The sequence below is a fragment of the Clostridium yunnanense genome (genome assembly GCF_016595795.1).
In the GTDB taxonomy this organism is placed as follows: Bacteria; Bacillota; Clostridia; order Clostridiales; family Clostridiaceae; genus Clostridium_AR; species Clostridium_AR yunnanense.
The window spans coordinates 363,175-384,433 of record NZ_JAENHN010000037.1; the positions used below are offsets into that span (position 1 = coordinate 363,175).

29 protein-coding genes and 1 tRNA gene are annotated in these 21,259 nt (G+C 31.5%); 12 read left to right on the plus strand and 18 right to left on the minus strand.

The features are described 5' to 3' along the window. Positions 1-167 precede the first annotated feature (167 nt). The 3 genes from JHL18_RS13045 to JHL18_RS13055 form a co-directional block, all read right to left on the minus strand. Entirely contained in the window at positions 168-389 is a 222-nt protein-coding gene (locus JHL18_RS13045) for a DUF2922 family protein (protein WP_200269824.1), read from the minus strand. Positions 390-453: 64 nt separating this feature from the next. Beyond that, positions 454-675 (minus strand): DUF1659 domain-containing protein, encoded by a 222-nt coding sequence (locus JHL18_RS13050; RefSeq protein ID WP_200269826.1) that lies wholly within the window; start codon positions 673-675, stop codon positions 454-456. Positions 676-739: 64 nt separating this feature from the next. Further along, positions 740-1,003, minus strand: a complete 264-nt coding sequence (locus JHL18_RS13055) for a hypothetical protein (RefSeq protein ID WP_200269828.1) — start codon at positions 1,001-1,003, stop codon at positions 740-742. Positions 1,004-1,311: 308 nt separating this feature from the next. On the opposite strand from JHL18_RS13055, the gene JHL18_RS13060 reads away from it, so the two are divergent. From JHL18_RS13060 to JHL18_RS26600, 9 genes are all read left to right on the plus strand, one after another. Continuing rightward, positions 1,312-1,812, plus strand: coding sequence for a hypothetical protein (locus JHL18_RS13060; protein WP_200269830.1), 501 nt, complete (start codon positions 1,312-1,314; stop codon positions 1,810-1,812). A gap of 48 nt (positions 1,813-1,860) precedes the next feature. Then, positions 1,861-2,040 (plus strand): YvrJ family protein, encoded by a 180-nt coding sequence (locus JHL18_RS13065; protein WP_200269832.1) that lies wholly within the window; start codon positions 1,861-1,863, stop codon positions 2,038-2,040. A 506-nt stretch (positions 2,041-2,546) separates the two neighbouring features. Continuing rightward, positions 2,547-3,092, plus strand: a complete 546-nt coding sequence (locus JHL18_RS13070; protein ID WP_200269834.1) for a ComF family protein — start codon at positions 2,547-2,549, stop codon at positions 3,090-3,092. A gap of 54 nt (positions 3,093-3,146) precedes the next feature. Further along, on the plus strand, positions 3,147-4,106 hold the full coding sequence (locus JHL18_RS13075; RefSeq protein WP_200269836.1) for a DNA-processing protein DprA: 960 nt from the start codon (positions 3,147-3,149) through the stop codon (positions 4,104-4,106). Between the two features lie 16 nt (positions 4,107-4,122). Further along, the gene (locus JHL18_RS13080; protein ID WP_200269838.1) at positions 4,123-4,629 is read left to right on the plus strand and encodes an HAD family hydrolase; all 507 of its coding nucleotides are present in this window, start codon (positions 4,123-4,125) and stop codon (positions 4,627-4,629) included. Positions 4,630-5,038: 409 nt separating this feature from the next. Further along, positions 5,039-5,263: a DUF1659 domain-containing protein gene (locus tag JHL18_RS13085; RefSeq protein WP_200269840.1), complete on the plus strand. Its 225-nt coding sequence runs from the start codon at positions 5,039-5,041 to the stop codon at positions 5,261-5,263. 44 nt (positions 5,264-5,307) lie between these two features. Next, positions 5,308-5,523 (plus strand): DUF2922 domain-containing protein, encoded by a 216-nt coding sequence (locus JHL18_RS13090; protein WP_200269842.1) that lies wholly within the window; start codon positions 5,308-5,310, stop codon positions 5,521-5,523. Between the two features lie 348 nt (positions 5,524-5,871). Beyond that, positions 5,872-6,225: a DDE-type integrase/transposase/recombinase gene (locus JHL18_RS13095; RefSeq protein WP_200269845.1), complete on the plus strand. Its 354-nt coding sequence runs from the start codon at positions 5,872-5,874 to the stop codon at positions 6,223-6,225. A gap of 58 nt (positions 6,226-6,283) precedes the next feature. Next, positions 6,284-6,397 (plus strand): IS3 family transposase, encoded by a 114-nt coding sequence (locus JHL18_RS26600; protein WP_200269848.1) that lies wholly within the window; start codon positions 6,284-6,286, stop codon positions 6,395-6,397. Between the two features lie 322 nt (positions 6,398-6,719). On the opposite strand, the gene JHL18_RS13105 is transcribed toward JHL18_RS26600, so the two are convergent. From JHL18_RS13105 to JHL18_RS13165, 14 genes are all read right to left on the minus strand, one after another. Beyond that, positions 6,720-7,430: a M48 family metallopeptidase gene (locus JHL18_RS13105; protein WP_200269850.1), complete on the minus strand. Its 711-nt coding sequence runs from the start codon at positions 7,428-7,430 to the stop codon at positions 6,720-6,722. Position 7,431: 1 nt separating this feature from the next. Beyond that, entirely contained in the window at positions 7,432-10,557 is a 3,126-nt protein-coding gene (locus JHL18_RS13110) for a type I restriction endonuclease subunit R (protein WP_200269852.1), read from the minus strand. Between the two features lie 17 nt (positions 10,558-10,574). After that, entirely contained in the window at positions 10,575-11,726 is a 1,152-nt protein-coding gene (locus JHL18_RS13115) for a restriction endonuclease subunit S (protein ID WP_200269854.1), read from the minus strand. Further along, positions 11,720-14,386, minus strand: coding sequence for a type I restriction-modification system subunit M (locus JHL18_RS13120; RefSeq protein ID WP_200269856.1), 2,667 nt, complete (start codon positions 14,384-14,386; stop codon positions 11,720-11,722). Before JHL18_RS13120 ends, JHL18_RS13115 begins: the two co-directional genes overlap by 7 nt. Before the next feature lie 32 nt (positions 14,387-14,418). Then, positions 14,419-14,643: a helix-turn-helix domain-containing protein gene (locus JHL18_RS13125; protein WP_200269858.1), complete on the minus strand. Its 225-nt coding sequence runs from the start codon at positions 14,641-14,643 to the stop codon at positions 14,419-14,421. Between the two features lie 461 nt (positions 14,644-15,104). Beyond that, positions 15,105-15,368: a hypothetical protein gene (locus tag JHL18_RS13130; protein WP_200269860.1), complete on the minus strand. Its 264-nt coding sequence runs from the start codon at positions 15,366-15,368 to the stop codon at positions 15,105-15,107. Positions 15,369-15,419: 51 nt separating this feature from the next. After that, a complete protein-coding gene (locus tag JHL18_RS13135; RefSeq protein ID WP_200269862.1) occupies positions 15,420-16,394 on the minus strand; it encodes a DnaD domain protein in 975 nt (324 codons plus the stop codon). Then, positions 16,384-16,515, minus strand: coding sequence for a hypothetical protein (locus JHL18_RS26250; protein WP_274600957.1), 132 nt, complete (start codon positions 16,513-16,515; stop codon positions 16,384-16,386). The genes JHL18_RS13135 and JHL18_RS26250 overlap by 11 nt, the downstream gene beginning before the upstream one ends. 132 nt (positions 16,516-16,647) lie before the next feature. Beyond that, complete coding sequence (locus tag JHL18_RS13140) at positions 16,648-17,409, minus strand: ORF6C domain-containing protein (protein WP_200269864.1); 762 nt, start codon at positions 17,407-17,409, stop codon at positions 16,648-16,650. A 91-nt stretch (positions 17,410-17,500) separates the two neighbouring features. Continuing rightward, a complete protein-coding gene (locus JHL18_RS13145) occupies positions 17,501-17,686 on the minus strand; it encodes a hypothetical protein (RefSeq protein ID WP_200269866.1) in 186 nt (61 codons plus the stop codon). A gap of 68 nt (positions 17,687-17,754) precedes the next feature. Continuing rightward, positions 17,755-17,949, minus strand: coding sequence for a hypothetical protein (locus JHL18_RS13150; protein ID WP_200269868.1), 195 nt, complete (start codon positions 17,947-17,949; stop codon positions 17,755-17,757). Further along, on the minus strand, positions 17,949-18,197 hold the full coding sequence (locus JHL18_RS13155) for a helix-turn-helix domain-containing protein (RefSeq protein WP_200269871.1): 249 nt from the start codon (positions 18,195-18,197) through the stop codon (positions 17,949-17,951). The genes JHL18_RS13150 and JHL18_RS13155 overlap by 1 nt, the downstream gene beginning before the upstream one ends. Further along, on the minus strand, positions 18,185-18,409 hold the full coding sequence (locus JHL18_RS13160; RefSeq protein WP_200269873.1) for a helix-turn-helix domain-containing protein: 225 nt from the start codon (positions 18,407-18,409) through the stop codon (positions 18,185-18,187). The genes JHL18_RS13155 and JHL18_RS13160 overlap by 13 nt, the downstream gene beginning before the upstream one ends. A 71-nt stretch (positions 18,410-18,480) precedes the next feature. Continuing rightward, positions 18,481-18,705: a helix-turn-helix transcriptional regulator gene (locus tag JHL18_RS13165; RefSeq protein ID WP_200269875.1), complete on the minus strand. Its 225-nt coding sequence runs from the start codon at positions 18,703-18,705 to the stop codon at positions 18,481-18,483. A gap of 151 nt (positions 18,706-18,856) precedes the next feature. Here JHL18_RS13165 and JHL18_RS13170 point away from each other — a divergent pair, with 151 nt between their 5' ends. The 3 genes from JHL18_RS13170 (at position 18,857) to JHL18_RS13180 (ending at position 21,035) form a co-directional block, all read left to right on the plus strand. Continuing rightward, a complete protein-coding gene (locus JHL18_RS13170; RefSeq protein WP_200269877.1) occupies positions 18,857-19,351 on the plus strand; it encodes a helix-turn-helix domain-containing protein in 495 nt (164 codons plus the stop codon). Positions 19,352-19,671: 320 nt separating this feature from the next. After that, complete coding sequence (locus JHL18_RS13175) at positions 19,672-19,905, plus strand: hypothetical protein (protein WP_200269879.1); 234 nt, start codon at positions 19,672-19,674, stop codon at positions 19,903-19,905. Beyond that, complete coding sequence (locus JHL18_RS13180) at positions 19,848-21,035, plus strand: tyrosine-type recombinase/integrase (protein WP_200269881.1); 1,188 nt, start codon at positions 19,848-19,850, stop codon at positions 21,033-21,035. Before JHL18_RS13175 ends, JHL18_RS13180 begins: the two co-directional genes overlap by 58 nt. 122 nt (positions 21,036-21,157) lie before the next feature. On the opposite strand, the gene JHL18_RS13185 is transcribed toward JHL18_RS13180, so the two are convergent. Then, a tRNA-Glu gene (locus JHL18_RS13185) sits at positions 21,158-21,232 on the minus strand. Positions 21,233-21,259: the final 27 nt, after the last annotated feature.

Here is a 21,259-nt window from a genome sequence, read left to right on the forward strand (position 1 = left end):
ATAAAGATAGGTTTCCATAACCTACCTTTATTTAAAATAGAGTTTTATCTTAGACTATCAAGCAAATGTAGTATATATTATTCTACCTATACTAAATACAAATTAATGCCCTAAGAATCTTTTTCTATTTATATTCTATTAAATTTTGATTTAGCTTATCTTATTAACTATCCAACCTTATATTCATCAACATTTTTAGTTATAATCTGAGCTCCAGATTTCTGAGTAAGCTTCCCACCAGAACTAAAGAATGCATCTTTACTTATTATTATATCCATAGCATTTGATATTTCAGCTGCAGTTAAAGTATCCTTGATACCTTTTATCGATAGATTGATTTTATCTCCACTTTCATTCTTAAAGGTAAGAACTAAGTATTTTGTTTCCACACTCTTTCCCTCCTTCCTATAAAGATCTTCATCTTACTATTTGTACTAAATAATAATTCTAAGTTTATATATCTTCCACTAAATAGTCCTGCTGCTTTCTTATATAAACCACATCTGATCTCATTAAACCTTCTAAAGCCTTTCCTACTGCATATATGTCATCATCAGTTAAATCTAGTCTCACATTAGAAAATCTTTGACTGCCAAATGTATCGTCTCCTTTATCATTTGTTCCAGTCTTATACTTTAATATCATTGCGTTGCCGCTTAATATTGCTGTTGCCATCCTTGTCACCTCCTCTCATAGCTTTAGTGTTCAAAGCTTTAGATACTCTCCTAACTTTTGAGGACTACTCTGCCTCACCAAATTCTTCTTCAAAGCAGAAGCTACTTACAACCTTTGTAGTTCTTTCAGTATAGTCATCAGCTAGCTCATCAAGTCTGCCACAGATGTATTTTAATGAGCAGCCTTCACAATTTTTTATCACTTCATTCTCTAATAATGAGCAGCTAAGTTCATCTCCATAGGTAGAATCTCTTATTGCCAATGCAATCTGCATCTTATCAAAGCTCTGCACCTCTTCTGAATTAATTGAAATAGAATCTTTAATCATAAAATCATTCCTTCCCTTACTAATTAATTGAACAATTTATTACTCTTCTAATTAGCTTATATGCCTCAAAGGCTGACTTTTAGGGTTTATTTAAATAATTATTTAAACAAAAAAATATATCTTCATATAAAGATATATTTAAAAATTCATATAAACATAAATTTAAATATTTAAAAAATTATATAAATATATAGGAAACATGCGGGTTCACTAGGTTTTAACTTCACTTTCAGGCACTTATTTTTCTAAATTTTATATACTTTAGGCATATAAGAATTTATATAGAAAATAAATTGGAGGAATTATAAATGGCTAAGAAAAAATCAAAGAGCTTCACTATAGATAAAGATGATTTAGCTTATGAAGAAGAGGTAGAGATGAATGGTTTTATTGAAGATACTGTTGTTGGTACACCTGTTGCTACTTTTAATTTTTGTGAAGAGGCTTCGAGTGCTACACCAGCTAATAGAGATCTTGATTCTATCAATAAGTATAACAATACTAATAAGATTGACTCAAGTATTACTAATACCATCTTAACTAAAGCCAATTCTTATAATGTAAATGATAATAACACTATTATAGATAACAGAACCTTAAAGTCCCAACCAAATGGAGTAACCCCTCATATTGATGGAGAAGCTTTTGTAATAACTCGTACTTTTAAGTTTAGAGTATCTACCGCAAGACTTCTAAATGAAATCAAAGCAGCTCATCATGATCCTAATGCTTACCTAAGTACAATAATCGATGCTGCTATAAGAAAATATCATGATTATATTTTCAATGAAGGTGGAACTTTTCTTTAATCTTTCACTCACAGGCATATATACCTTATGAATGGAGGTGATTTCAATATGGAGGTTAATGATTTAGTAAACTTAATCGCCAATGTAGGATTTCCAGTTGCTATAAGTGGATATCTTCTTATAAGACTTGAGAAACAAATCATTGGGTTAACTGCTTCAATCAATAAGCTCAATACTATAATCTCAACCAAACTTGGAGTTGTTATTGATTATTCAGATAAAAATTAAAATATTAAAGCTACTATATTTAATATATCTAACTACTCCACATATAAATTTGGCTCAATCCAATAAACTTTACTTTGCATTAAGTAAATAGCACCAATAACTTACCAACACATAAGTGCCAGCATAAAGTATAAAAGCTATATCTACTAAATTATATTTAAAGTAATACATTGCAAAACAGAAATTATCAATAATAGCTCTTTTTCTCAAGAAAATATAATTCACTATGTAAATAAAATTTTACTAAATTTAGACGTTCTATTAACCTGCTAAACAAACATACTGGCATTGAGCCATTGCCAGTATAAAACTTGTAAAAAACAAATTTTATACCGCATTAATAAATTTAGTCGTAAGGCAATAATCACCTTATTTAAAAAATATTTTATATATTAATTTGTCATTTTTGCACACATATATTTTTATGTCTTATGTAAATCAACCACATCTTATGGTAAAATATTGTATAATATACAATTATATTTTTTTATGAAGAGGTGATAAAAATGTTCCAAGATAAAATAACAGAAATATGGTATTTACACGATTACCATACATATTGGATGTATGACGCATATGGTGAAAAGGTATTAAATCCAGCACATACAAAAATCCTATATCAATTTAAACAAGGTGACGCTCATGCCATCGAACACTACTATAATCTCATGAAAGATGAACTAATTAATTTTAGAAATACATCTGATACTATTATAATTCCTATACCTTCATCAAAATCCGGACAAGTTAGTAGTTCATTACTTACCTTGTCTGAAAGATTGGCTACCTATAATAATATACGTTACTTAAATAATTGTTTAGAACGAACTGTAGATATTCCTAAACTTGCACAAGGAGGAGATAGGCATAAGGAAGTACATTTCAATTCTTTGCGAATAAATAATCCTCAATTAGTGAAAAATAAGGTAATATTATTACTTGATGATGTGACCACATCCGGAAATTCATTGTTAGCCAGTAAGGAATTATTTGAAAAAAAGGATACTAGCGAAGTTATATGTTTATCATTAACAAAAACTGTGCATGATTAGAATATATATTATATAATTATTTATATGTACATAATATCAAAGGAGAACATTGGCATGAATTCAAAAGTTATACTTACTTTATTGAACATTCCAAAAGTAAGCAGAAATACAGTAAGATTCATTTTTTCAAATACTACATATATACCTAAGACAAAAAATGATATTGTTGATCTATTTGCTCATTTTCATCAACGAAACAAAAGAATCCCTATTCCCTCTTATGATGATATTAGCAAAGCAATAGAAAAAACTTATCTAATTATAGACAAAAGTGAACAACAAAATATCAATCTTATAAGTATATTAGATGAAGCATTCCCAGAATCATTAAGAAATATACCAGATTCGCCTGTTCTATTATACTATAAGGGTAACTATAACAGCGTTTTAAATAATCATTCTGTTGCAATAATTGGAACCAGAACACCAACTACTCATGGAATTGGAGTTGCTGAAAAATTAGGTATGACATTCGGAAAAGATGGATTTACAGTAGTAAGTGGGTTAGCATATGGCTGTGATGAATTCGGTCATAAAGGTTGTATCAAATCAAAGGGGCAAACTGTTGCAGTTATGGCTGGAGGATTAGATACAGTATATCCATCCAAAAATAAGGATCTGGCGAAATTAATTTTAGACACAGATGGGTGTTTAATAAGCGAATATCCGATTGGAGTAAGACCTTTTAAGAGTTCATTTGTTGAGAGAGACAGATTACAAAGTGGCTTGAGTGCTGCAGTCATTGTAGTTGAAACAGATGTAAAAGGAGGCACACTTCATACTGTAAGTGATGCCATACTACAAAAGAAAATATTAGTATGCTACAAGCATCCTGATCAGTATTTGAATGATAAGCAAAGTCAAGGTAATCAAATGCTAATAGCTAATGGTGATGCCATACCACTCGCAAATGAGACTGATATTGAAAATCTAAAAAATAAAATAATTAAAGGTGATTATAATAAACCCAATTTTTATTGTGAACAAAGATTTGATCAACTAAAATTGCTGTAATTAAAGGGGCATGGATATGGGCATAATATTTGATTTGGACCAAACATTGATTAATTCGTCAATAGCTCTTGATTTAAGAAGAAAAAGGGACTGGCAAAATGTATATAGATTAATACCTTCATTAGTGCCTTTTGAAGGTATTAATGAAATACTACAAAAATTAGCTACTAAAAATATCCCTGTTTGCATAGTAACATCAAGTCCATCTTCTTATTGTAAAAAAATTTTAGATTACTATAAATGGACAGGCTTAAAAACAGTATGTTATCATGATACATACAAACATAAACCTTATCCTGATCCAATTTTAAAAGGTGTTGAATTACTTGGGGTTAATCCTAGTCAGGTAATTTCAATAGGTGATGAACCAAATGATATTATAGCTTCAAAGTGCGCAGGTGTAATTAGTGTTGCTGTAACTTGGGGAGCTACCGATATATCTAAAGTCAAATCACAAAACCCTGACTACATTTTCCACGAAGTCATACAATTAGACAAGTTCTTAACTGAAGTATATAAATAATTATTCAATGAAATAGAAAAATGCACATAATTAATATGTATAACAAAATCATGCGTAAATAGATTTTTTTCTAAATGCGCATGATTTTTCTCATTAATCTTCACAATTATGCACTTTGTAGAATCTCATGGCTTAAAAATCAACTTTTTGTTATCGCCAACCAAAAATTAATTAAATATTTATTATTTTTTATATCTATATTAACATTAAATAGTTTTGGGATCTGAGTATTACATCTTTATCAACCTTTTTACTTTAAATAACTCATCTGTTTAAAAAATATTCTTTTATTAAGCAAAATCTATTCACATTTCCACAAAACTTTTTTGAAAATGCATATATACTAATTGAAAGCTAAAGACACAGAGCTTTAAGCTTCAAAACTAAACTTTAAAAGGAGGAAAACATTATGGCAGTAAATAAAGTTTTAGACACAACTTCATTTGCAATCGAGGTTGAAAGCGGCACAGATAAGACCGGTGCAAAGATCTACAGAAAGAAGATATTCTCAGGAGTAAAGAATAGTGCATCTCCTGAAAATGTATACGCTGTCGCTGATGCTATCAAAGCTGTTTTAAGTGCTGGTACTAGAGACTACTACTTAAATGAAGCATCAAAGATAGTAAATGCTTAGTAATTTTTAACTACTAAATCTAATTAAGTGAAAGGAGAAAAATCATGGAATATACATTATCTTTAACTTTCGTTAACGCTGCTGGGGACAAGGTGTCTCTAAGCATAGCAGGTGTTAAACCTGATATAACTAAGGATGAAGTAAACATCCTTATGGATACCATAATAGCTAAGGATGTTTTTGAAAATAAAGGTGTTTCTTTAGCTTCAAAGTATGGTGCTCAGCTGACTCAAAGACAAACTACAAAATTTGATCTGTAATAGTTAATCAAAAAACGCACTGAAATAATTCAGTACGTTTTTTTGCGTTATTTGACTTTAACAATTATAATAAGTAATTCAGGCTTTATGGTTGATATTACTTACAGTAATTGCGATCAATTGAGAACTAAATATAAAAGCAGCCTTTCACTACTATTGGGTAAGGTTCATTATTTATGAACCTTACCCTCTTTGTTATACACGATAAACTCGTGATACACTAAATGGGAAGGGAATGATACTAATGAATAAACAATATAGTGTAGAATTTAAGCTAGAAGCTGTTAAAAGAATAGAGCGAACAGCGGGAATAATCATCCTGTTAATCACAAACGTATAGAACTATTAATGCAACAAAATGACATAAGTTCAAAGGTTTCAAAGAAATTTAAGGCTACAACTAATCTTAATCATAAACTTCCAGTATCCAAAAATATCTTAGATAGTGACTTCTATACTGTCAAGCCTAACAGAAAAATGGTAAGTGACATAGCATACCTGCAGACAGATGAAGGTATGCTATATATTTCAGCAGTTATGGATTTACGTGGACAAAAAATCGTAGGTTTATCTATGAATGAAATGATAACAAATGATTTAGTTATTAATGCGTTAACCGATGCGTATCAACGAACTGGAAAGCCGTTAGGGGTCATTTTACACTCGTATAGAGGGTCTCAATACCGATTCACCGATTACTGATTTTTTACAAAATGTCAATTTGTTTGCATCATATCCCGCAAAGGTAATTGTTAGGACAATGCACCGATGGAATCATTTTGGGGTAATGAAGTGTGAATGGCTCTACAACAAGCACTTCAAAACTCGCCTGGAAGCTGGTGCAGCTGCTTTTGAATATATTGAGATATTCTAGAATCCATGCAGCAAATAGCTAACACCAGTGTAATATTATATATCTCTAATAACAGCCCTAAAGTTGCATAAAAAGTGAAATAGTTAGCTATGCTACCCAAAATCTATAAATAGAGAGTTTTGTGTGTCTAGTTTATTGGAGAAAGGGCATTATGATCCTAAACTTACTAACAAATGCAACCACCATAGACATTTCTGTTTAGGTCCTTCTATGGTGGAGGCGAAGCGTGGTAGTTAAAATCCTTCAAAAAATTAGTTCTCATTCCTCTTGTAATTATCTAATGCGAAATAATCAACTAGTTTATATTAATAGAAAGTATTATTTAAACCTTTGGTTCATAGTAATCTAATGTTTGCTCATTCAGCAACTTCCGAACCTCTCTCCAATGAGGCATATAATTGTCCATTATAGCAATAAAACCTTCACCATGTGTTTTCTCTTTTAAGTGCGCTAATTCATGCAATATTACATACTCAAGACACTCTATAGGTTTTTGTACTAACTGAAGATTAAACCATAATTTTTTCTTAATATTATTACAAGTCCCCCAACGAGTAGTCATATATTTTGTTTGCCAACATTCGCAATTTAAATTAGTTATTTGTTCCCACTTAGGAAGGAAAGTTTCTATTTCTTTTTTAAGAATAGATCGAAATTGTTCCCTAACATACCCTTCTCTTTGTTTAACTGTACTCTCAGCTTTCATTGATAATATAACTTTGTTTCCTTGAATCTCAAAGGAATTATTCTTAGTACTTGGCTTAAAAATAAGATAATACTGTTTTCCCCAAATATATATTGTTTCACCGGATACATACTGTCTCTCAGAAAAACGTGCTTGATTTTCATATTTGGTAATTTGGTTTCTAATCCATCCCAATTTTGTTCTTATAAATACTTCTATAGCTGCATTGCTCATTTCTAATGGTGCAGATACTATGACATTGCCATTAGGTGGTTTTACATATAGATGCAAATTCTTTATATCCTTTTTTTGAACCTCTATTGAAATGCCAGAAATATTTATTTGCATATTAGTATTCCTCTTGTCTTTCTATAATTTTAAAGATGCGTTCAATTTCAGAATCCACTGCAAGGTATTTAGAAAGTTCTCGCTTGATTCTATTTTCCTTTGTTACATCACCTCTAAAACCGCTAATTTTACTATTTAATACTGCTTGGTGCAACTTTATAGCAAGACATTCATCGCAACCAATATTATCGTAAATCGCCTGTAAAGCGCGACTTTTCCTTATGGTTTCTGGATAATCACTGTTCTCTTCTGGGATATCTACATTTTTTGCTAAGTTAATATACTTTTCAAGAAGTTTTTGATAATCTTCAACACCTTTTTTTCTTTCAATAATTAACTCTTCTAAAATGGCTGACATTTTTTCATAATACTTAGGGTTTATTATGACTTTTTCAACAACTTTTCTTCTAATATTATTTTCTATAGCCTCAGCTGCACTTTCCTTTGTTGATTCACCAGTAGCACTTGTTAAATCTTTTCCTTGTTCAACAATAAAATCAAGTAGGGTAAAATCATCAAACTCACCAAGCTGTTCGCTATCCGAAGCTACAATATAGTTATCAATTAAGTAGCGCATACCTGGTTCATATACCTTTAGGTCAATAAAATCACCACTTTTAAGCCCAATAACTTGTTTTAGTTCAACATAGAATTTAACTTTATTAGCATATTCATTAATTTTTGTGGATGAAAATTGATTTTCTATATATGGTTTTGACTCTGCAAAAGAACGAATTAAGCTACTAACAAGTTTATAAAACTTTTCCCTAAGCCTTGTAAACACCTCATCTATATTTTGATTTTTTCCACTTTCTCCACAAAAATAGTGGAGATATTGTAGTTCTTCTCTTGGCAAATCAACTCCTTCGCAAAGTTCTTCTATTTCTTCAAATATACGCAGGAAGTGGTTAATAGACTCTTTACTTCTGTCTTTGATTAAGTCCTTGACATCTTCTTCGTCAAAATCCTCAAAGGCACTTGAAGTATACTTGTTTACTGCATTGGTTAAATTACCAAACAGCTGTTTATAGTCAATGATAAATCCAAAATCCTTTGTTTCACCATCAAGTCTATTAACACGACAGATTGCTTGGAACAATGCATGGTCATGCATCTTTTTATCGATGTACAAATAAGTACAAGGAGGAGCATCAAAACCAGTTAATAACTTATCAACAACTATTAATACTTTCATATTTGCAGGTTCATCAACAAACTTACGCTTTGCCTCTGTTTCAAAATTCTCAACTTTCTTTTGTATTGAGGCTTTTTCAGGCAAGTTACCGAGATCTAACCCTATCATTTTCAAATATGTTTCATACTTTTCAAAGGTTTCAGTGTTTTCATCATCGCTTACTGTGTCTGTTCTTAAATCTGCCGACTGTGGAGTATATGAAGAAATAATTGCACATTTTCTAAAGCCTTTAGATTGAAATATTTCATAATACTTACATGCAGAATAGATAGAACCAGCTACTAAAATGGCATTGCCATTTCCATTCATAAGCCTAGATTTGGTATCAAAGTCAAATATAATATCACATACAATCTTATCCAAACGAGATCGAGAGCTGAATACCTTTTGCATATTGCCCCATTTTTCTTTAAGTTTAGCCTTTGCTCTTGGCATAAGCCCCGCTGTTTTTGCCTCAAACCACTTATCAATTTTATCTTGAGATGAGATGTCTTGTGGTACATCTCTTGCCTCATAGCGCAAGTCAAGTACAACACCATCTTCAACGGCCTCATCGTATTTATAAGTATGAATGTACGTACCAAAAACCTCAATACTTGTAGCTTTATCCTTCTTTAATAGTGGTGTTCCTGTAAAACCTATGAAAATAGCATTTGGCATAATTGATTTCATTGCGTTGTGTAATTTTCCAGATTGAGTTCTATGACATTCATCTACAAATACACATATTTCACCCTTAGCTTCAAAATTTGATGGGAGGGAGTTTTTTAGTTCTTCAATATATCTATCATAGTCAGTCTCTGTTACTTCCCCGCCTCGTCTTCCAAATTTATGAACAAGTGAACATATTAAACTATCATCAAAGGAATTAAGTCTATTTATTAAATCTGCTCCGCTTTTAGTTCTAACAATCTTTTCATCAACACCAATATAATTCTTTTCAATTTGCTCATCCAACTCATCTCTATCGGTTACAATCAACACCCTTGCATTTGAATTGTTTGATAATATCCACTTTGATAACCAAACCATTGTAAGGGTTTTACCGCTACCTTGTGTGTGCCATATAATACCACTTTGCTTTTTAGCTAGTCTATTCTGTGTACGTTTTATTCCATAATATTGGTTATAACGACACACTTTTTTTCTACCCTTATCAAACACAACAAAGTTTTGTATTAAATCAAGAAGACGTTGCTTATCGTACATTGAATACAACTGTTTTAACAACAACTCATTTATGCTTTTTATGCGTTCTTCAATACGAATATCAACATCGTCACGCTCGTCCTGATTTTCTTTGAAACCATCTTGTTTCCACTCCATGTAGTACTTTTCGCCAGTTTTAAGAGTACCATAACGTAAACCTTCAATTTCATTAGCTGCCATACAGAACTGGATTGTAGTAAAAAATGGTTCAATAAAGAGTTCCTTTTGATTTGTTAAATTTTGTCTGATACCATTAGATACAGATATACAGCTTTTCTTCAATTCAATAACAGCGACAGCAATACCATTTAGAAAAACAACCAAGTCTGGTCGTTTTTCTTGTTTATAAATAATAGTAACTTCTTCCGCAATGGCAAAATCATTTTTTGATGGGTCATCAAAATCAATAAAATATACTGTTTGAGGTGCTGTGTCTGCATTTACTTTTACTTTTGCTCCGTATTTCAATAATGAATATACACTTTTATTGGCATCATAAACACCATGCTGCATATTTGTAGCAGTTCTTCTAAGTTCAGCAACGGCACCATTTATCAAAGCATCATTATAGCCCTTTAGACGCAAGAACGCTATGAGCTTATCCTCTTTAATATTTTTATTCTCAATATTTTTAAGATTACCTAAATAATTATAATCTAGTACCTTTCTAAAGAAAGTAACAACTTTATCTTGGGTTATTATTTCTGGTGAACTAATACTCATAGATTTGCCCCCTTTGCCTAAATAAACCTCATTCTGCCTGTAAGCAGTTCACTCATCATACCTTGTTTAATTTGTTTAAACTTTTCAAGTTTTGTTTTTAACTCACCAATCTCACTATCCATATCCGATAGGATAGTAGCTATCGCTACTTGCTCTTCAATTGAAGGAAGTGGTATATAGAAATCATCAATGTTTTTAGCAGATAAATTAGGTTGTGAAGAACCTGTATTACAATTTTCTATTTGATTTTTAATTATGCTACACCCCATTAAATGAAATAAAAAATTATTGTTGATTAAATTATTTTTACATCTAATTACACATAATGAGGAAGCAGGTGCTGCATAGTCAAATTCAACCTTTGCGTGTTTTCCTAGCGAGCCACGTAAGCAGAACAACACGTCTCCACTTTCAATCTTTGCTCCACTTAATTTTTGATAATGCTCATCAGAAATATAATCCATATTATCAAAACTTATTTTTCGTTCTTTAATATGTCCTGCGTTTATAAAAGGAACCCCTATATCTATGAATTCATTTCCAGAAGGATAGTTAACACCCCTATCTCCATTTAAAATATTACAACAAGTTCCTAAAGTTTTTTCTTCCCACTCGCCACCAAATCCATCAAGTCTTTTCTTGCCTGTTAGCAGCTCCTGCATTGCGCCTTGTTTAATCGACTGTTTCTTTAAAATTAGCTTATCAAATAAAGTAATAAGGTCATCAACGTCAGATAGTGCAGTAGCTATGGCTACTTGTTCTTCTAATGGAGGTATTGGTATTTCCATTTGAGATATCATATCTCTTCTAACAGAATCAACCGATGACTTTGCAGTATATTTTAATACTTCTGAATAGAAGTTATATGAAAAGTAGTAATAAAAGTACCTACCACTTATTTGTTTGAAATTTGTCATTACATAAACTCTTTGGTGTGCATCAAATTTACCAGATATATAATGAAATACTTTTCCTGTTCCGACACCATCACCAGCAGTTAATACCGCCTCACAATCATAACTATAGCTATTTATCCTTTCTACTTGTTGTGAACGTACAAAAAAAGGATATCTACCGCCGTCAACTTTATTCTCTGTGTTTTTATCTCCTGTTTCAATATTCAAGCAATCCTCTATTTTTAATATCTCCCATTCCTTTGGAACTACCATACAAAACCCATCCTTTCAAGATGGATTTTAACCTTATCTTCTAATATAGAAACCTCTTTGCTTAATTGCGGCAAAGTTTGCTCGTATCGTTCAGCCAATTCTGTAACACGATTGGCAATTCTATGTGATATTGCAGAGTAAAGGCTTTCTATTCCATTTCCAATGGAGTAATACCACTTACGATTGATTAAAAGGTCTTTGATTTCTTCATCGGTAAGCGTTGAATAGCGTTCTTTGCATTTTTCATCTAGTTGTACTTTTAATTCTTTAATTAGTTTAGAAAACTCGTCAGCTTTAATTGAAAGTTCATATGCGGCCTTTAATTCCTCATAATCATTTAAATAAATTTCTGGCATCTGTCCAGTAGATCTTATTTTTTGTAAACGCTCGGTTATAGATGCTTTTGTAATAGTTCCTTTATCAGTATAAGCATTTTTACATAGTTGATGAGATGACACATACGCAACGTACTCATTTTTCTTCATTGGAAAAAGTGAAAGTAATACCTCTAATTCTATTGATTCTTCCGTTTTTATGTGACTGTGTATCTTTTCAATTTCAGACTCTATATCTTTTATTTTTACTTTACCATCATCTGAGCTTATATCATTAAGTATAGAATCTTCTTTTGTGTTTTCTATTATTTCTGTTAATCTCCCATCTGTTTCAGCAAGAACATTTTCAGCATCTTGAATTGTGGCTTTCTCAGTAGGGAAAAATGCGTCAATCATTACTGTTTTAGGAATAAGCTTTCCATCCCATCCGATAACTTTTTCTTGACCTTTTTTCTTACCAGATGTAAATTTGCCTATAATACTTTCGGTTTCTCTTGCAAGAGAGTAACCTTTTGAGTCATTAATAATTAAGAAAACATCATCCCCCATAACCTCTAGCCAGTAGCCTAACAACACTTGATAAACATCATATTTATCTATAAGATTTAATGCTTCAAACTGTACTAGGATTTTTTCAGCCAAATTGAAAATCAGCTGTTTCGGAGAAGTTTCTGTATTTAATGATAGTAGTAATTCATTAGCATAGTTTTTCCAACTTTCAAAAGCTGCATCTACCTTTCTACCATAAATTGCAAACTCGTCATTTGAATAAATTGTTTGTCGTATTCTATCTTTTGAAATATTTAGTTTATAAAACCCTTCATCATATTCTGTAAACAAAGTATCTTTAAGATTCAAAAACTCAGCCCAATATCTATCTAAGCTATCCACATCCAACGCAGGAATACCTCCATGTATATGAGCCTTTATATTTTGTAAATCCTCAGCTTCGCTTGTATCAATGTATCTTGAAATATTAAGGTTGTATTCGTTCTTTTCTTTTATCTCAATCATCGGAACAAAACGGGAGTATTTGGGATTAGTTTCAATTTGATTATTAAAAGTAGTTACAATCTTATACACATCACGTTCACGAAGCCTGTTTTTATTGCCATCTTTTATAAAATCTTTACTTGCATCAATCATAAATATGCCCTGTCTATTAGCGGCATCCTCTTTATCTATTATTAGTATACAAGCCGGTATTCCTGTGCCGTAAAATAAGTTGGCAGGCAGGCTGATAATTCCTTTAATAAAGCCTTTGTCAATAATTGTTTTACGAATAGTTGCTTCTGCATTGCCTCTAAAAAGAACCCCATGTGGCAAAATAACTGCAGCCTTACCATTAGATTTAAGGGTTTTTAAAATATGAAGTAGCCAAGCATAATCTCCATTAGTTTCTGGTGGCCTATCTCCATAACCTTCAAATCGACCATATTCTTTTATGCCATTAGTCCAATTTTTTGTTGAGAAAGGCGGATTTGCTACAATATAATCAAATCTACGCAACTCAGTTTCATCATTGTCTTTAAAATACTGTGGATCTGAAAAAGTATTACCTGACTTTACTACAACAGCTGCTTTGTTATGAAGTACAGCATTCATCATAGCTAGACCTGCTGTTGTTCCTTCTTTTTCTTGCCCATATCCAGCAATTTCAAAGGGAACTTCTTCCAATGCACGAATTAATAAAGAACCAGAACCACAGGCTGGATCACACACTTCAGCATCTCGATTATCACATTTATCAATACCGATTACCTTAGCTAAAATTCGAGATACTTCTGCAGGGGTATAAAATTGTCCCTTGCTTTTACCACTTTCAGTAGCAAAGTTTCTCATTAAGTATTCATAGGCATCTCCAATAATATCATCGCCTTCAGCATTGTTATTTTTAAAATTTAATTCTGGTCGTTGAAAAATAGAAATGAGATTAGACAATTTGTCCACCATCTCTTTTCCTTTACCAATTTTAGATTCATCATTAAAGTGAGCATTATCAATTACTCCTTTTAGACGTGGATTAACGTCTGCAAGTCTAGCAATAATCTTATCCATCCCTTCACCAATATTATTGCTATTTTTAAGTGCTATAAAATCATCAAAGCTACAGCCTGTTCTTTTCTTAGAGTCACTTTCAGGGTCGTTTTCCTTATCAAAAACTTTAATATCTGCATATTTTTGCCCTTTATACTTATCTGTTACATACTTTATAAATAATAAAGTTAGAATGTAGTCTTTATATTGTGAGGCATCCATTCCGCCTCGTAATTCATCACAACTTGCCCAAAGCGAACTATATAATTCTGTCTTTTTAACTGCCATCTTATTTCCCTCCAGTACAATTCTTTATTGTTTTACTCATTGCGTAATTCTACTTTTTCACCGTTAGGCAGAGTAAAAGACTGCTCATATTTAATATTCATAGAGTCAGCTATTTTTATCAATTCTTTTTCGGTTATTGTTCCCCGTTTCAATTTAGCATTAAAATTTTGTGGAGACTGTCCAATACGCCGTGCAAGTTCTGATATACTAATTTCCATTCTGACGCACAAGACTTTGATTTGTTCTGATGTAGTCATATTATACCCCCATAAAATATATAATAACAATTATAAATCATTTGTTTTATAGTTGCAATGTTTTAAACTGAAATATAATATAATGAGACCAATTCTATCTACAAATAACAATAAGGCAGTAAGACTAGATTTCAATGCAAAACCTATACCATACGTCAAATTTCTTTTTTCTGCATAAAGGTGCATCCCCCTAAATAAAAAATTCCCTCGGACATCAGTCTGAGGGAAAACAAAACTTACTTCAATATTTACTCAAAATCCTCTATGACCCTCGATATCAGGCTAATTCTTTACTATCTTCTCAAGTGTCTCCACGTGTTTTTAAACGAAATCATATGTAATTTAGCTTCAGATAATCGAAGTTGAATTACATATGCTTAATAAAAATTATAAAGATACAAAAATAATGTATGCTTATTGGTTTTATATACTTTTATCTAGTTTAATTATCAAACCTTTCCTTAGTTTTTCTCAAAAGATTTCCCTTTCTTTATAAGAACCACCATATATTCCCCCTGACTCTCCATCAACCCATTAATCATATATCCTTTACCGTAAAGCTCTAAGAATTCTACTCTATTTCTTAGCCACTTAACATCATAAGCAAGCTTCATATTCTCGGTAACTAGAGTGATATTCTCTCCAACAAGCCTTTTTATTCGCTCTTCTTTCTCTGCTAAATTTTGTTTTAAAGATTGAAGCTCGCTATCAACACTCTCTTCCATTTCAAATCACCCTTTCAATTCTTCATGATTTACTTCCCACATAACCTAGTTTTAGTCCCATTTTAGTAGTTTCTTCTCAAGCTCCCCATAGTCATATTCCCGTTGAGGATAGTCAGTAAACTTTAGTATCTTACTACTTTGTTTAGGAGTTTTAGTACCATCAAATCCCGCTTCATCCTTTGGGTAACCTTCTTTCTCCCAATTTTTCAGTATTCCATTGATATACCTCATTGAAGGTTTATTAGCTGCTACAGCTTTATCTATGGCTCTTTTTACATTTATAGATTCATGCTGCTTTATTGCTACTCTTAGAGCACCTAAGTTAAGTCCTTCTGTATCTCCGCTAATACTCTTGTAATGATTAGAGAGAGACAAAGCAACCTCATCTTCATGATTTACTGTGCAACTAACAGAAGTATCATAAAATATAGTTTTGATTTGCTTTTGTTTTACTACTTGATTTTCTTTTTTTATAATGTTTCCTGTCTTTATCTCTTTTTCTGTATAGTTTTCTTTTTCTGTTCCTGTTTCTTCTTCTGTTTCTGTTTCTTCTTCTGTTTCTGTATTGACAACCTGTCGTGGTACGATACGTTCACGAGTCGTTGACGTATCGTAAAATTTTTCATAAAGGCTTAGTATTACTTCACTCTTAATGCTTTCTGCCACATAGCAAATCAAAGCTTTGTCCTTAACCAAGCCTAACTCTTTTGTAAGACAATCCATTACAGGCTTGCCTCCTTTACCTAGGTTGTACTTCCCCCAGTTTTTTAATGCTATTTCCCTAGTTTCACAGTTATACTTTATGAGTTTATGATGATTTATAAATCTATCCATCAATGCATTTACAGTCTCAGTAGTATATCCAAGCTCTAATGCCATCTGTTTTTTACTTATGGTATAAATTCCTGTACTTGTAGTATTAGGGTTAGTTAAAAGATATAAATAAAAGTATCTATCTTCAGGAGTCATCTCTTCCATTATCTTAGGATCCTTCCAAAAGTCTACGTATAGAATTCTATAAGTCATACCCACATCTCTCCTTATTCTCAATAGTAAAACATCTGTAATTGTTAAACCCGGTCCAAGTAGGCTTTATTCCATTCATTTTGCAACGCTTTATATAATTTTGAAGTATTCTAATATCCAATTTACTACCTCCAAAAATAAGCTATTTATTCATATGAATTACATACAAATCCAATAGTTTGTCTTCTCCTCTTCGGAACAATCTAGGCATAGCCTAGATTGTTATCTACTATCAAATACAATAAATTTATATCTAGCATATAAATCCTTCTTCAATTTTTTCAACATCATTATTCAAGTCTTCAATGGACCTAAGGAGTTTGCCCTGTGGTTTCCAGTTTCTCAAATATTCCTTTGCTTTCATAAATTCTACCCTTGATGTGTTTCTATAAGAATTCACATTGAAATATTCCTTATAATCCTTCCAGACTTGTGAAAATACTTTACTCCTAAGACTACTATCCTTGTAGGCTTTATTCTCTTTCCCTCTCATAGCTTCAATAGCTGTTGATCTTGCTAACTCTTGGAGTATGAGTTGTTGAGAATAATCAATTGTCATTGTGTTTTCTAAATTCTCAACTCTGTTTTCAATTTGGCTTGTTGCTGCTATAAGCTCTCCAACCTCAGCATGTAATAGCGATATTACCTTGATTCCATCAGCCCTAACTATTTCTTTAAGTCTGAAATAGTTACTAACGAATTCTTTTTGAACTTTCCATGCTAAATTATCTGTAAGTGACTTAACCAACATAAGATATCCACTTTCGGTTATTAAATAAGACCCTGCATTATTAATTTCAGATGTACGAATTTCATACTTCTTAACATCGGCAGGTTTTACAAAATAGAAATCTACACCTTCCACAAAATGTTTGGCATTAGCATTAAAGTTCCTCTTTGCAGTTCCTTCAGCTCTTTCATGTAATCTGTCAATATCCTTAAAAGTCACTACTTTTTGTCCTTTAAACTCCTTTACTTCTAGTTGCTGATTATTGATTTTTATTAAGTTACTCACTTCTCCAACTCCCTTACAATCTTAATATTCTACTCATAATACGTCCTGCTGCTCTCTATACTTGACAGATGTATATAACCTTTCAGCTATTCTAAGTCTTTATTAAAAACGGTATTTCTTTTCTTAACTCATCTAATTTCTTAATATTGCTCTCTATGAGCTTAGTGAAATTATGACCTTCTTCTTCACTTTTTGAAAATAATCTCTGCTTAATAAGGATTGAAGTTTCATTTGCAATTCTGCAATGATCAACTACTATTTCTTCTAACCTGCACATTATAAAGCTCTCCTCTCTTCACTGGCCCTATCTAGTCAATCTATAATAAATTTGTATTATACGGCTTTTCAACTAATAAAATTGTTTATTAATACATCTATCTCTTCTCCGAGATTCTCTATTTTCTGCATATTATCCTCAATAACCTTAGCAAAATTCCGAGCTTCCTCTTCACTTTTAAAAGATATTCTCCCATGAATAAGTTTTGAGGTTTCATCTGAAATTCTGAAATGCTCAACCATTATTTCTTCTAACCTTCCCACTATAAAGCTCTCCTCTCTTCACTGGCCCTATCTAGCCAATCTATAAATAACTTTCTGTTTATAAGCGTTTTATTGCCGATTTTTACACATGGAAAATCTTGTTGATAAACAAATTCAGATATCTTATGCTTCCCTATTCCGCTAAGCTTCGCTGCTTCATCGATTGTTAATGTTAATTTTTGCTCTTCCCTTATTGTTGGCTTTACTTCTTCCAATGCTTGCTTGATTATCATCTTTAACTCTTCCATTTTCTCACCTCATAATACTCTTTAGGTATTAAATCATTTGGAGTTATATTTAATGCTAGACATAAAGAACAAATCACTTTCAAAGTTGGATTACTGTACTTACCTTTCTCTAGATCACCTAAAAAGGTTCTTGAGACACCGCTTTTCAGTGAAAGTTTTGAAATTGAGTAACCTTTTACTTTTCTAAGTTCTTTCAATTTTTTACCTATCAACGAATATCACTCCTCTTGTTATCCTCCATAAGTCTCCTAGTTTACGTTTAAAGATAATTCCATAAACTAATTCAAGATTTTGTTGCATTTTTGGTAACTTCATTGCAAAAAATTTTTTCTATTGCTTCATTAAAAATAGTTGCTATTGCAATAGCCTCAGATACTGTAAAATTTCTTAACCCATTCTCTTTTCGATTATATGTTGCTGGCGTAGTTCCTATTATATCTGCCATATGCTTTTGGCTATAACCAAATTTAGTTCTTAAATACTTTAGTTCTGAATTATATTTATTCATTCAATGCACCGCCTTCGTTATCCATTTGGTAACTTTATAATATTATACTTTTGGTAACTAGTCAATAAATTTCTTAATAAATATTATATTTTTGGTAACTTGTATTTTATTTTTGGTAACTTTTCTTATAATTAGAGTTGGAGGTGATAAGATGTATAGCTTTGGACAAATTTTAAGAGAATTAAGAAACGCTAAAGATGTTACTTTAGATACTATGGCTGAGGACTTAAATACAACCAAAGCAACTTTAAGTAGATATGAAAATGACTTAAGAGAACCTAAAATAGATTTTGTTATTAAGGTTGCTGAATATTTTAATGTTTCTACCGATTACCTCCTAGGCAAAACTAATACCCCTATATATGAAAAAGTGGAACCTAAGGAAGAAGAAATTGTAATAGTCGATCCAAAATTAAAGGAACTATTTGAGAATACGAAAGACCTTCCAAATGAAGCTATTACAAATTTAAATGAAATAGCTAAGAACCTAAAAAATAGCTATGAAATAATTGAATATAAGAAGAACAATGATAAGATAGAGTTTATTTTAAATAAAGATGTAAAACCAGATGGACTCACCAAAGAAGAACTTGAAGAAGCTTACAGACTTGCAAAAGAATTAGATAAGATTAGAAATAAGAAGTAATTATGAGATGTCAAATATGGCATCTCTTTTTTTATTCCTCTTAATAATTATTAACAAATTATTTACATTGTAATCTTTTGTCGTAATTATGTGAAATTAAAGTCGTAATCGTATAACAATATACTTTCATCCATTGATATTGCAACATTCTACATATATTTTTTGTAAATATACTCCTATACCTGCCCAATTTCCATGAATTTGTCAAATGTGAATAGTTATGATAATATATCAATAGATATGAGAACATACGTTCCGTGGACTGTAGTCAATAAGCTTTTTGTAGTCAATGATTTTATGAGTGTGAAAGGATTGATGGTGTGGGAGACGAAAGACTTATAATAGAGAAATTAAATAACTTAGGTATACAACTCTTAATACTAAACGGTGATATATTAAAAGAAAAAGAAACTGACGATATGTCGACAAGGGAAAATATTTCAACTGGAGAAACTAATATAGATACCTCACAATTAACATATAAGGAGGTGGAACTTTGGCCAGAGAACCTAAAACCAATTATGAGAAAAATGGAGTTAAATACTACAGAGTAACAGTAACCTTAGGTAGAGATTGTAATGGTAAATTAATTCGCAAAGAATTCTATGGAAAGAATAAAAAAGACGCTGAAGAAAAAAAAGACCAGTATCTAAATGGAATTAATGAAGGTCTGAATATTGATTTCTCTAATGTTATTCTTGGAAACTTAATGAGAAGTTGGTTGTTTGAGATTGTTAGAATATCCTCTAATATAAAACCAGCCAGTTTCTCTAGGTACGAGGGCGTATTTAGAAATTATATCGAAAATAGCTTAATCTATAATATTAAATTGAGTGATCTAAAGTCAATTCAAATTCAAAGATACTATAATAATTTAAAAAGCATAGGTAAAAGTAGTAATTCAATAAAATATCTTAATAAACTTCTAAAACAGTTTTTTAATTACTGTGTTGATGAAGGTTATATGCTAAAGAACCCATGCTCTGGAAAAAGGATAGTTATTCCTTCCGATGAAATAGTTGGACCCCAAGACGAAGAAGTAGAATACTTTACAGATGAAGAGGTTAAAATTTTAGTAGACGGCTTAAGTAAACATAGTTTAAAGCATATTATTTTGATTAATCTTGGTACTGGAATGAGACGAGGTGAATTACTCGCCCTCCAATGGGATGATATTAACTTTCAAAGTAAAGAGATCTGTATCAAAAGATCATTATCAAAGACATATTTAATTGATGAGGATGGTTCAAGAAAAAAACAGACTATTATCCAAACTCCAAAAAATTCTCACTCTATAAGAACCATTCCTTTTCCTGAATCCTTACTCCCATTATTTAAAGAATTAGAAATTAAACAAAAGAAAGATAAATTAGCTGCTGGAGAGCTATATGTTAATAGTGATTATATCTTTACGACTGCAATAGGAAATCTTATTGATGTTGGCAACTTATATAATAGCTACGCATCACTTCTAAAAAAGCTTAACATCAAACATAAAAAGTTCCATGCACTAAGGCATACATATGCTACGAAACTATTTGAGCAAGGGATTCCATTAAAAACTGTCTCTCAACTACTAGGTCATAGCAATATAGAAATAACTGCCAATATTTATACACATGTTATTCCTAAACAAAAGGTTGATGCTGTGGAAAAACTTAATTATATGTTTAAAAGCTTATAGGTAGTTACTCCACACTTTTTTTCATATCTTATTATCACTTTTCGTGTCTTATGTGGGAAGTATGTGGGAAAATAAAAAAATCCAAGGTTTAAATTTATTTCAAACCTTGGATTTATCTTATATGGTAGCCCGTAGGGGGATCGAACCCCTGATTCCACCGTGAGAGGGTGGCGTCTTAGCCACTTGACCAACGGGCCAGGTACAAGTAATATTGTACCACTTTT

Excerpts from the sequence above, each read along its gene's own strand:
- JHL18_RS13050 (WP_200269826.1), bottom strand. The coding sequence starts at position 675 with ATGGCAACAGCAATATTAAGCGGCAACGCAATGATATTAAAGTATAAG.
- JHL18_RS13055 (WP_200269828.1), bottom strand. The coding sequence starts at position 1,003 with ATGATTAAAGATTCTATTTCAATTAATTCAGAAGAGGTGCAGAGCTTT.
- JHL18_RS13060 (WP_200269830.1), top strand. The coding sequence starts at position 1,312 with ATGGCTAAGAAAAAATCAAAGAGCTTCACTATAGATAAAGATGATTTA.
- JHL18_RS13065 (WP_200269832.1), top strand. The coding sequence starts at position 1,861 with ATGGAGGTTAATGATTTAGTAAACTTAATCGCCAATGTAGGATTTCCA.
- JHL18_RS13070 (WP_200269834.1), top strand. The coding sequence starts at position 2,547 with ATGTTCCAAGATAAAATAACAGAAATATGGTATTTACACGATTACCAT.
- JHL18_RS13075 (WP_200269836.1), top strand. The coding sequence starts at position 3,147 with ATGAATTCAAAAGTTATACTTACTTTATTGAACATTCCAAAAGTAAGC.
- JHL18_RS13080 (WP_200269838.1), top strand. The coding sequence starts at position 4,123 with ATGGGCATAATATTTGATTTGGACCAAACATTGATTAATTCGTCAATA.
- JHL18_RS13085 (WP_200269840.1), top strand. The coding sequence starts at position 5,039 with ATGGCAGTAAATAAAGTTTTAGACACAACTTCATTTGCAATCGAGGTT.
- JHL18_RS13090 (WP_200269842.1), top strand. The coding sequence starts at position 5,308 with ATGGAATATACATTATCTTTAACTTTCGTTAACGCTGCTGGGGACAAG.
- JHL18_RS13095 (WP_200269845.1), top strand. The coding sequence starts at position 5,872 with ATGCAACAAAATGACATAAGTTCAAAGGTTTCAAAGAAATTTAAGGCT.
- JHL18_RS26600 (WP_200269848.1), top strand. The coding sequence starts at position 6,284 with ATGCACCGATGGAATCATTTTGGGGTAATGAAGTGTGAATGGCTCTAC.
- JHL18_RS13105 (WP_200269850.1), bottom strand. The coding sequence starts at position 7,430 with ATGCAAATAAATATTTCTGGCATTTCAATAGAGGTTCAAAAAAAGGAT.
- JHL18_RS13110 (WP_200269852.1), bottom strand. The coding sequence starts at position 10,557 with ATGAGTATTAGTTCACCAGAAATAATAACCCAAGATAAAGTTGTTACT.
- JHL18_RS13115 (WP_200269854.1), bottom strand. The coding sequence starts at position 11,726 with ATGGTAGTTCCAAAGGAATGGGAGATATTAAAAATAGAGGATTGCTTG.
- JHL18_RS13120 (WP_200269856.1), bottom strand. The coding sequence starts at position 14,386 with ATGGCAGTTAAAAAGACAGAATTATATAGTTCGCTTTGGGCAAGTTGT.
- JHL18_RS13125 (WP_200269858.1), bottom strand. The coding sequence starts at position 14,643 with ATGACTACATCAGAACAAATCAAAGTCTTGTGCGTCAGAATGGAAATT.
- JHL18_RS13130 (WP_200269860.1), bottom strand. The coding sequence starts at position 15,368 with ATGGAAGAGAGTGTTGATAGCGAGCTTCAATCTTTAAAACAAAATTTA.
- JHL18_RS13135 (WP_200269862.1), bottom strand. The coding sequence starts at position 16,394 with ATGACTTATAGAATTCTATACGTAGACTTTTGGAAGGATCCTAAGATA.
- JHL18_RS13145 (WP_200269866.1), bottom strand. The coding sequence starts at position 17,686 with ATGTGCAGGTTAGAAGAAATAGTAGTTGATCATTGCAGAATTGCAAAT.
- JHL18_RS13155 (WP_200269871.1), bottom strand. The coding sequence starts at position 18,197 with ATGGAAGAGTTAAAGATGATAATCAAGCAAGCATTGGAAGAAGTAAAG.
- JHL18_RS13165 (WP_200269875.1), bottom strand. The coding sequence starts at position 18,705 with ATGAATAAATATAATTCAGAACTAAAGTATTTAAGAACTAAATTTGGT.
- JHL18_RS13170 (WP_200269877.1), top strand. The coding sequence starts at position 18,857 with ATGTATAGCTTTGGACAAATTTTAAGAGAATTAAGAAACGCTAAAGAT.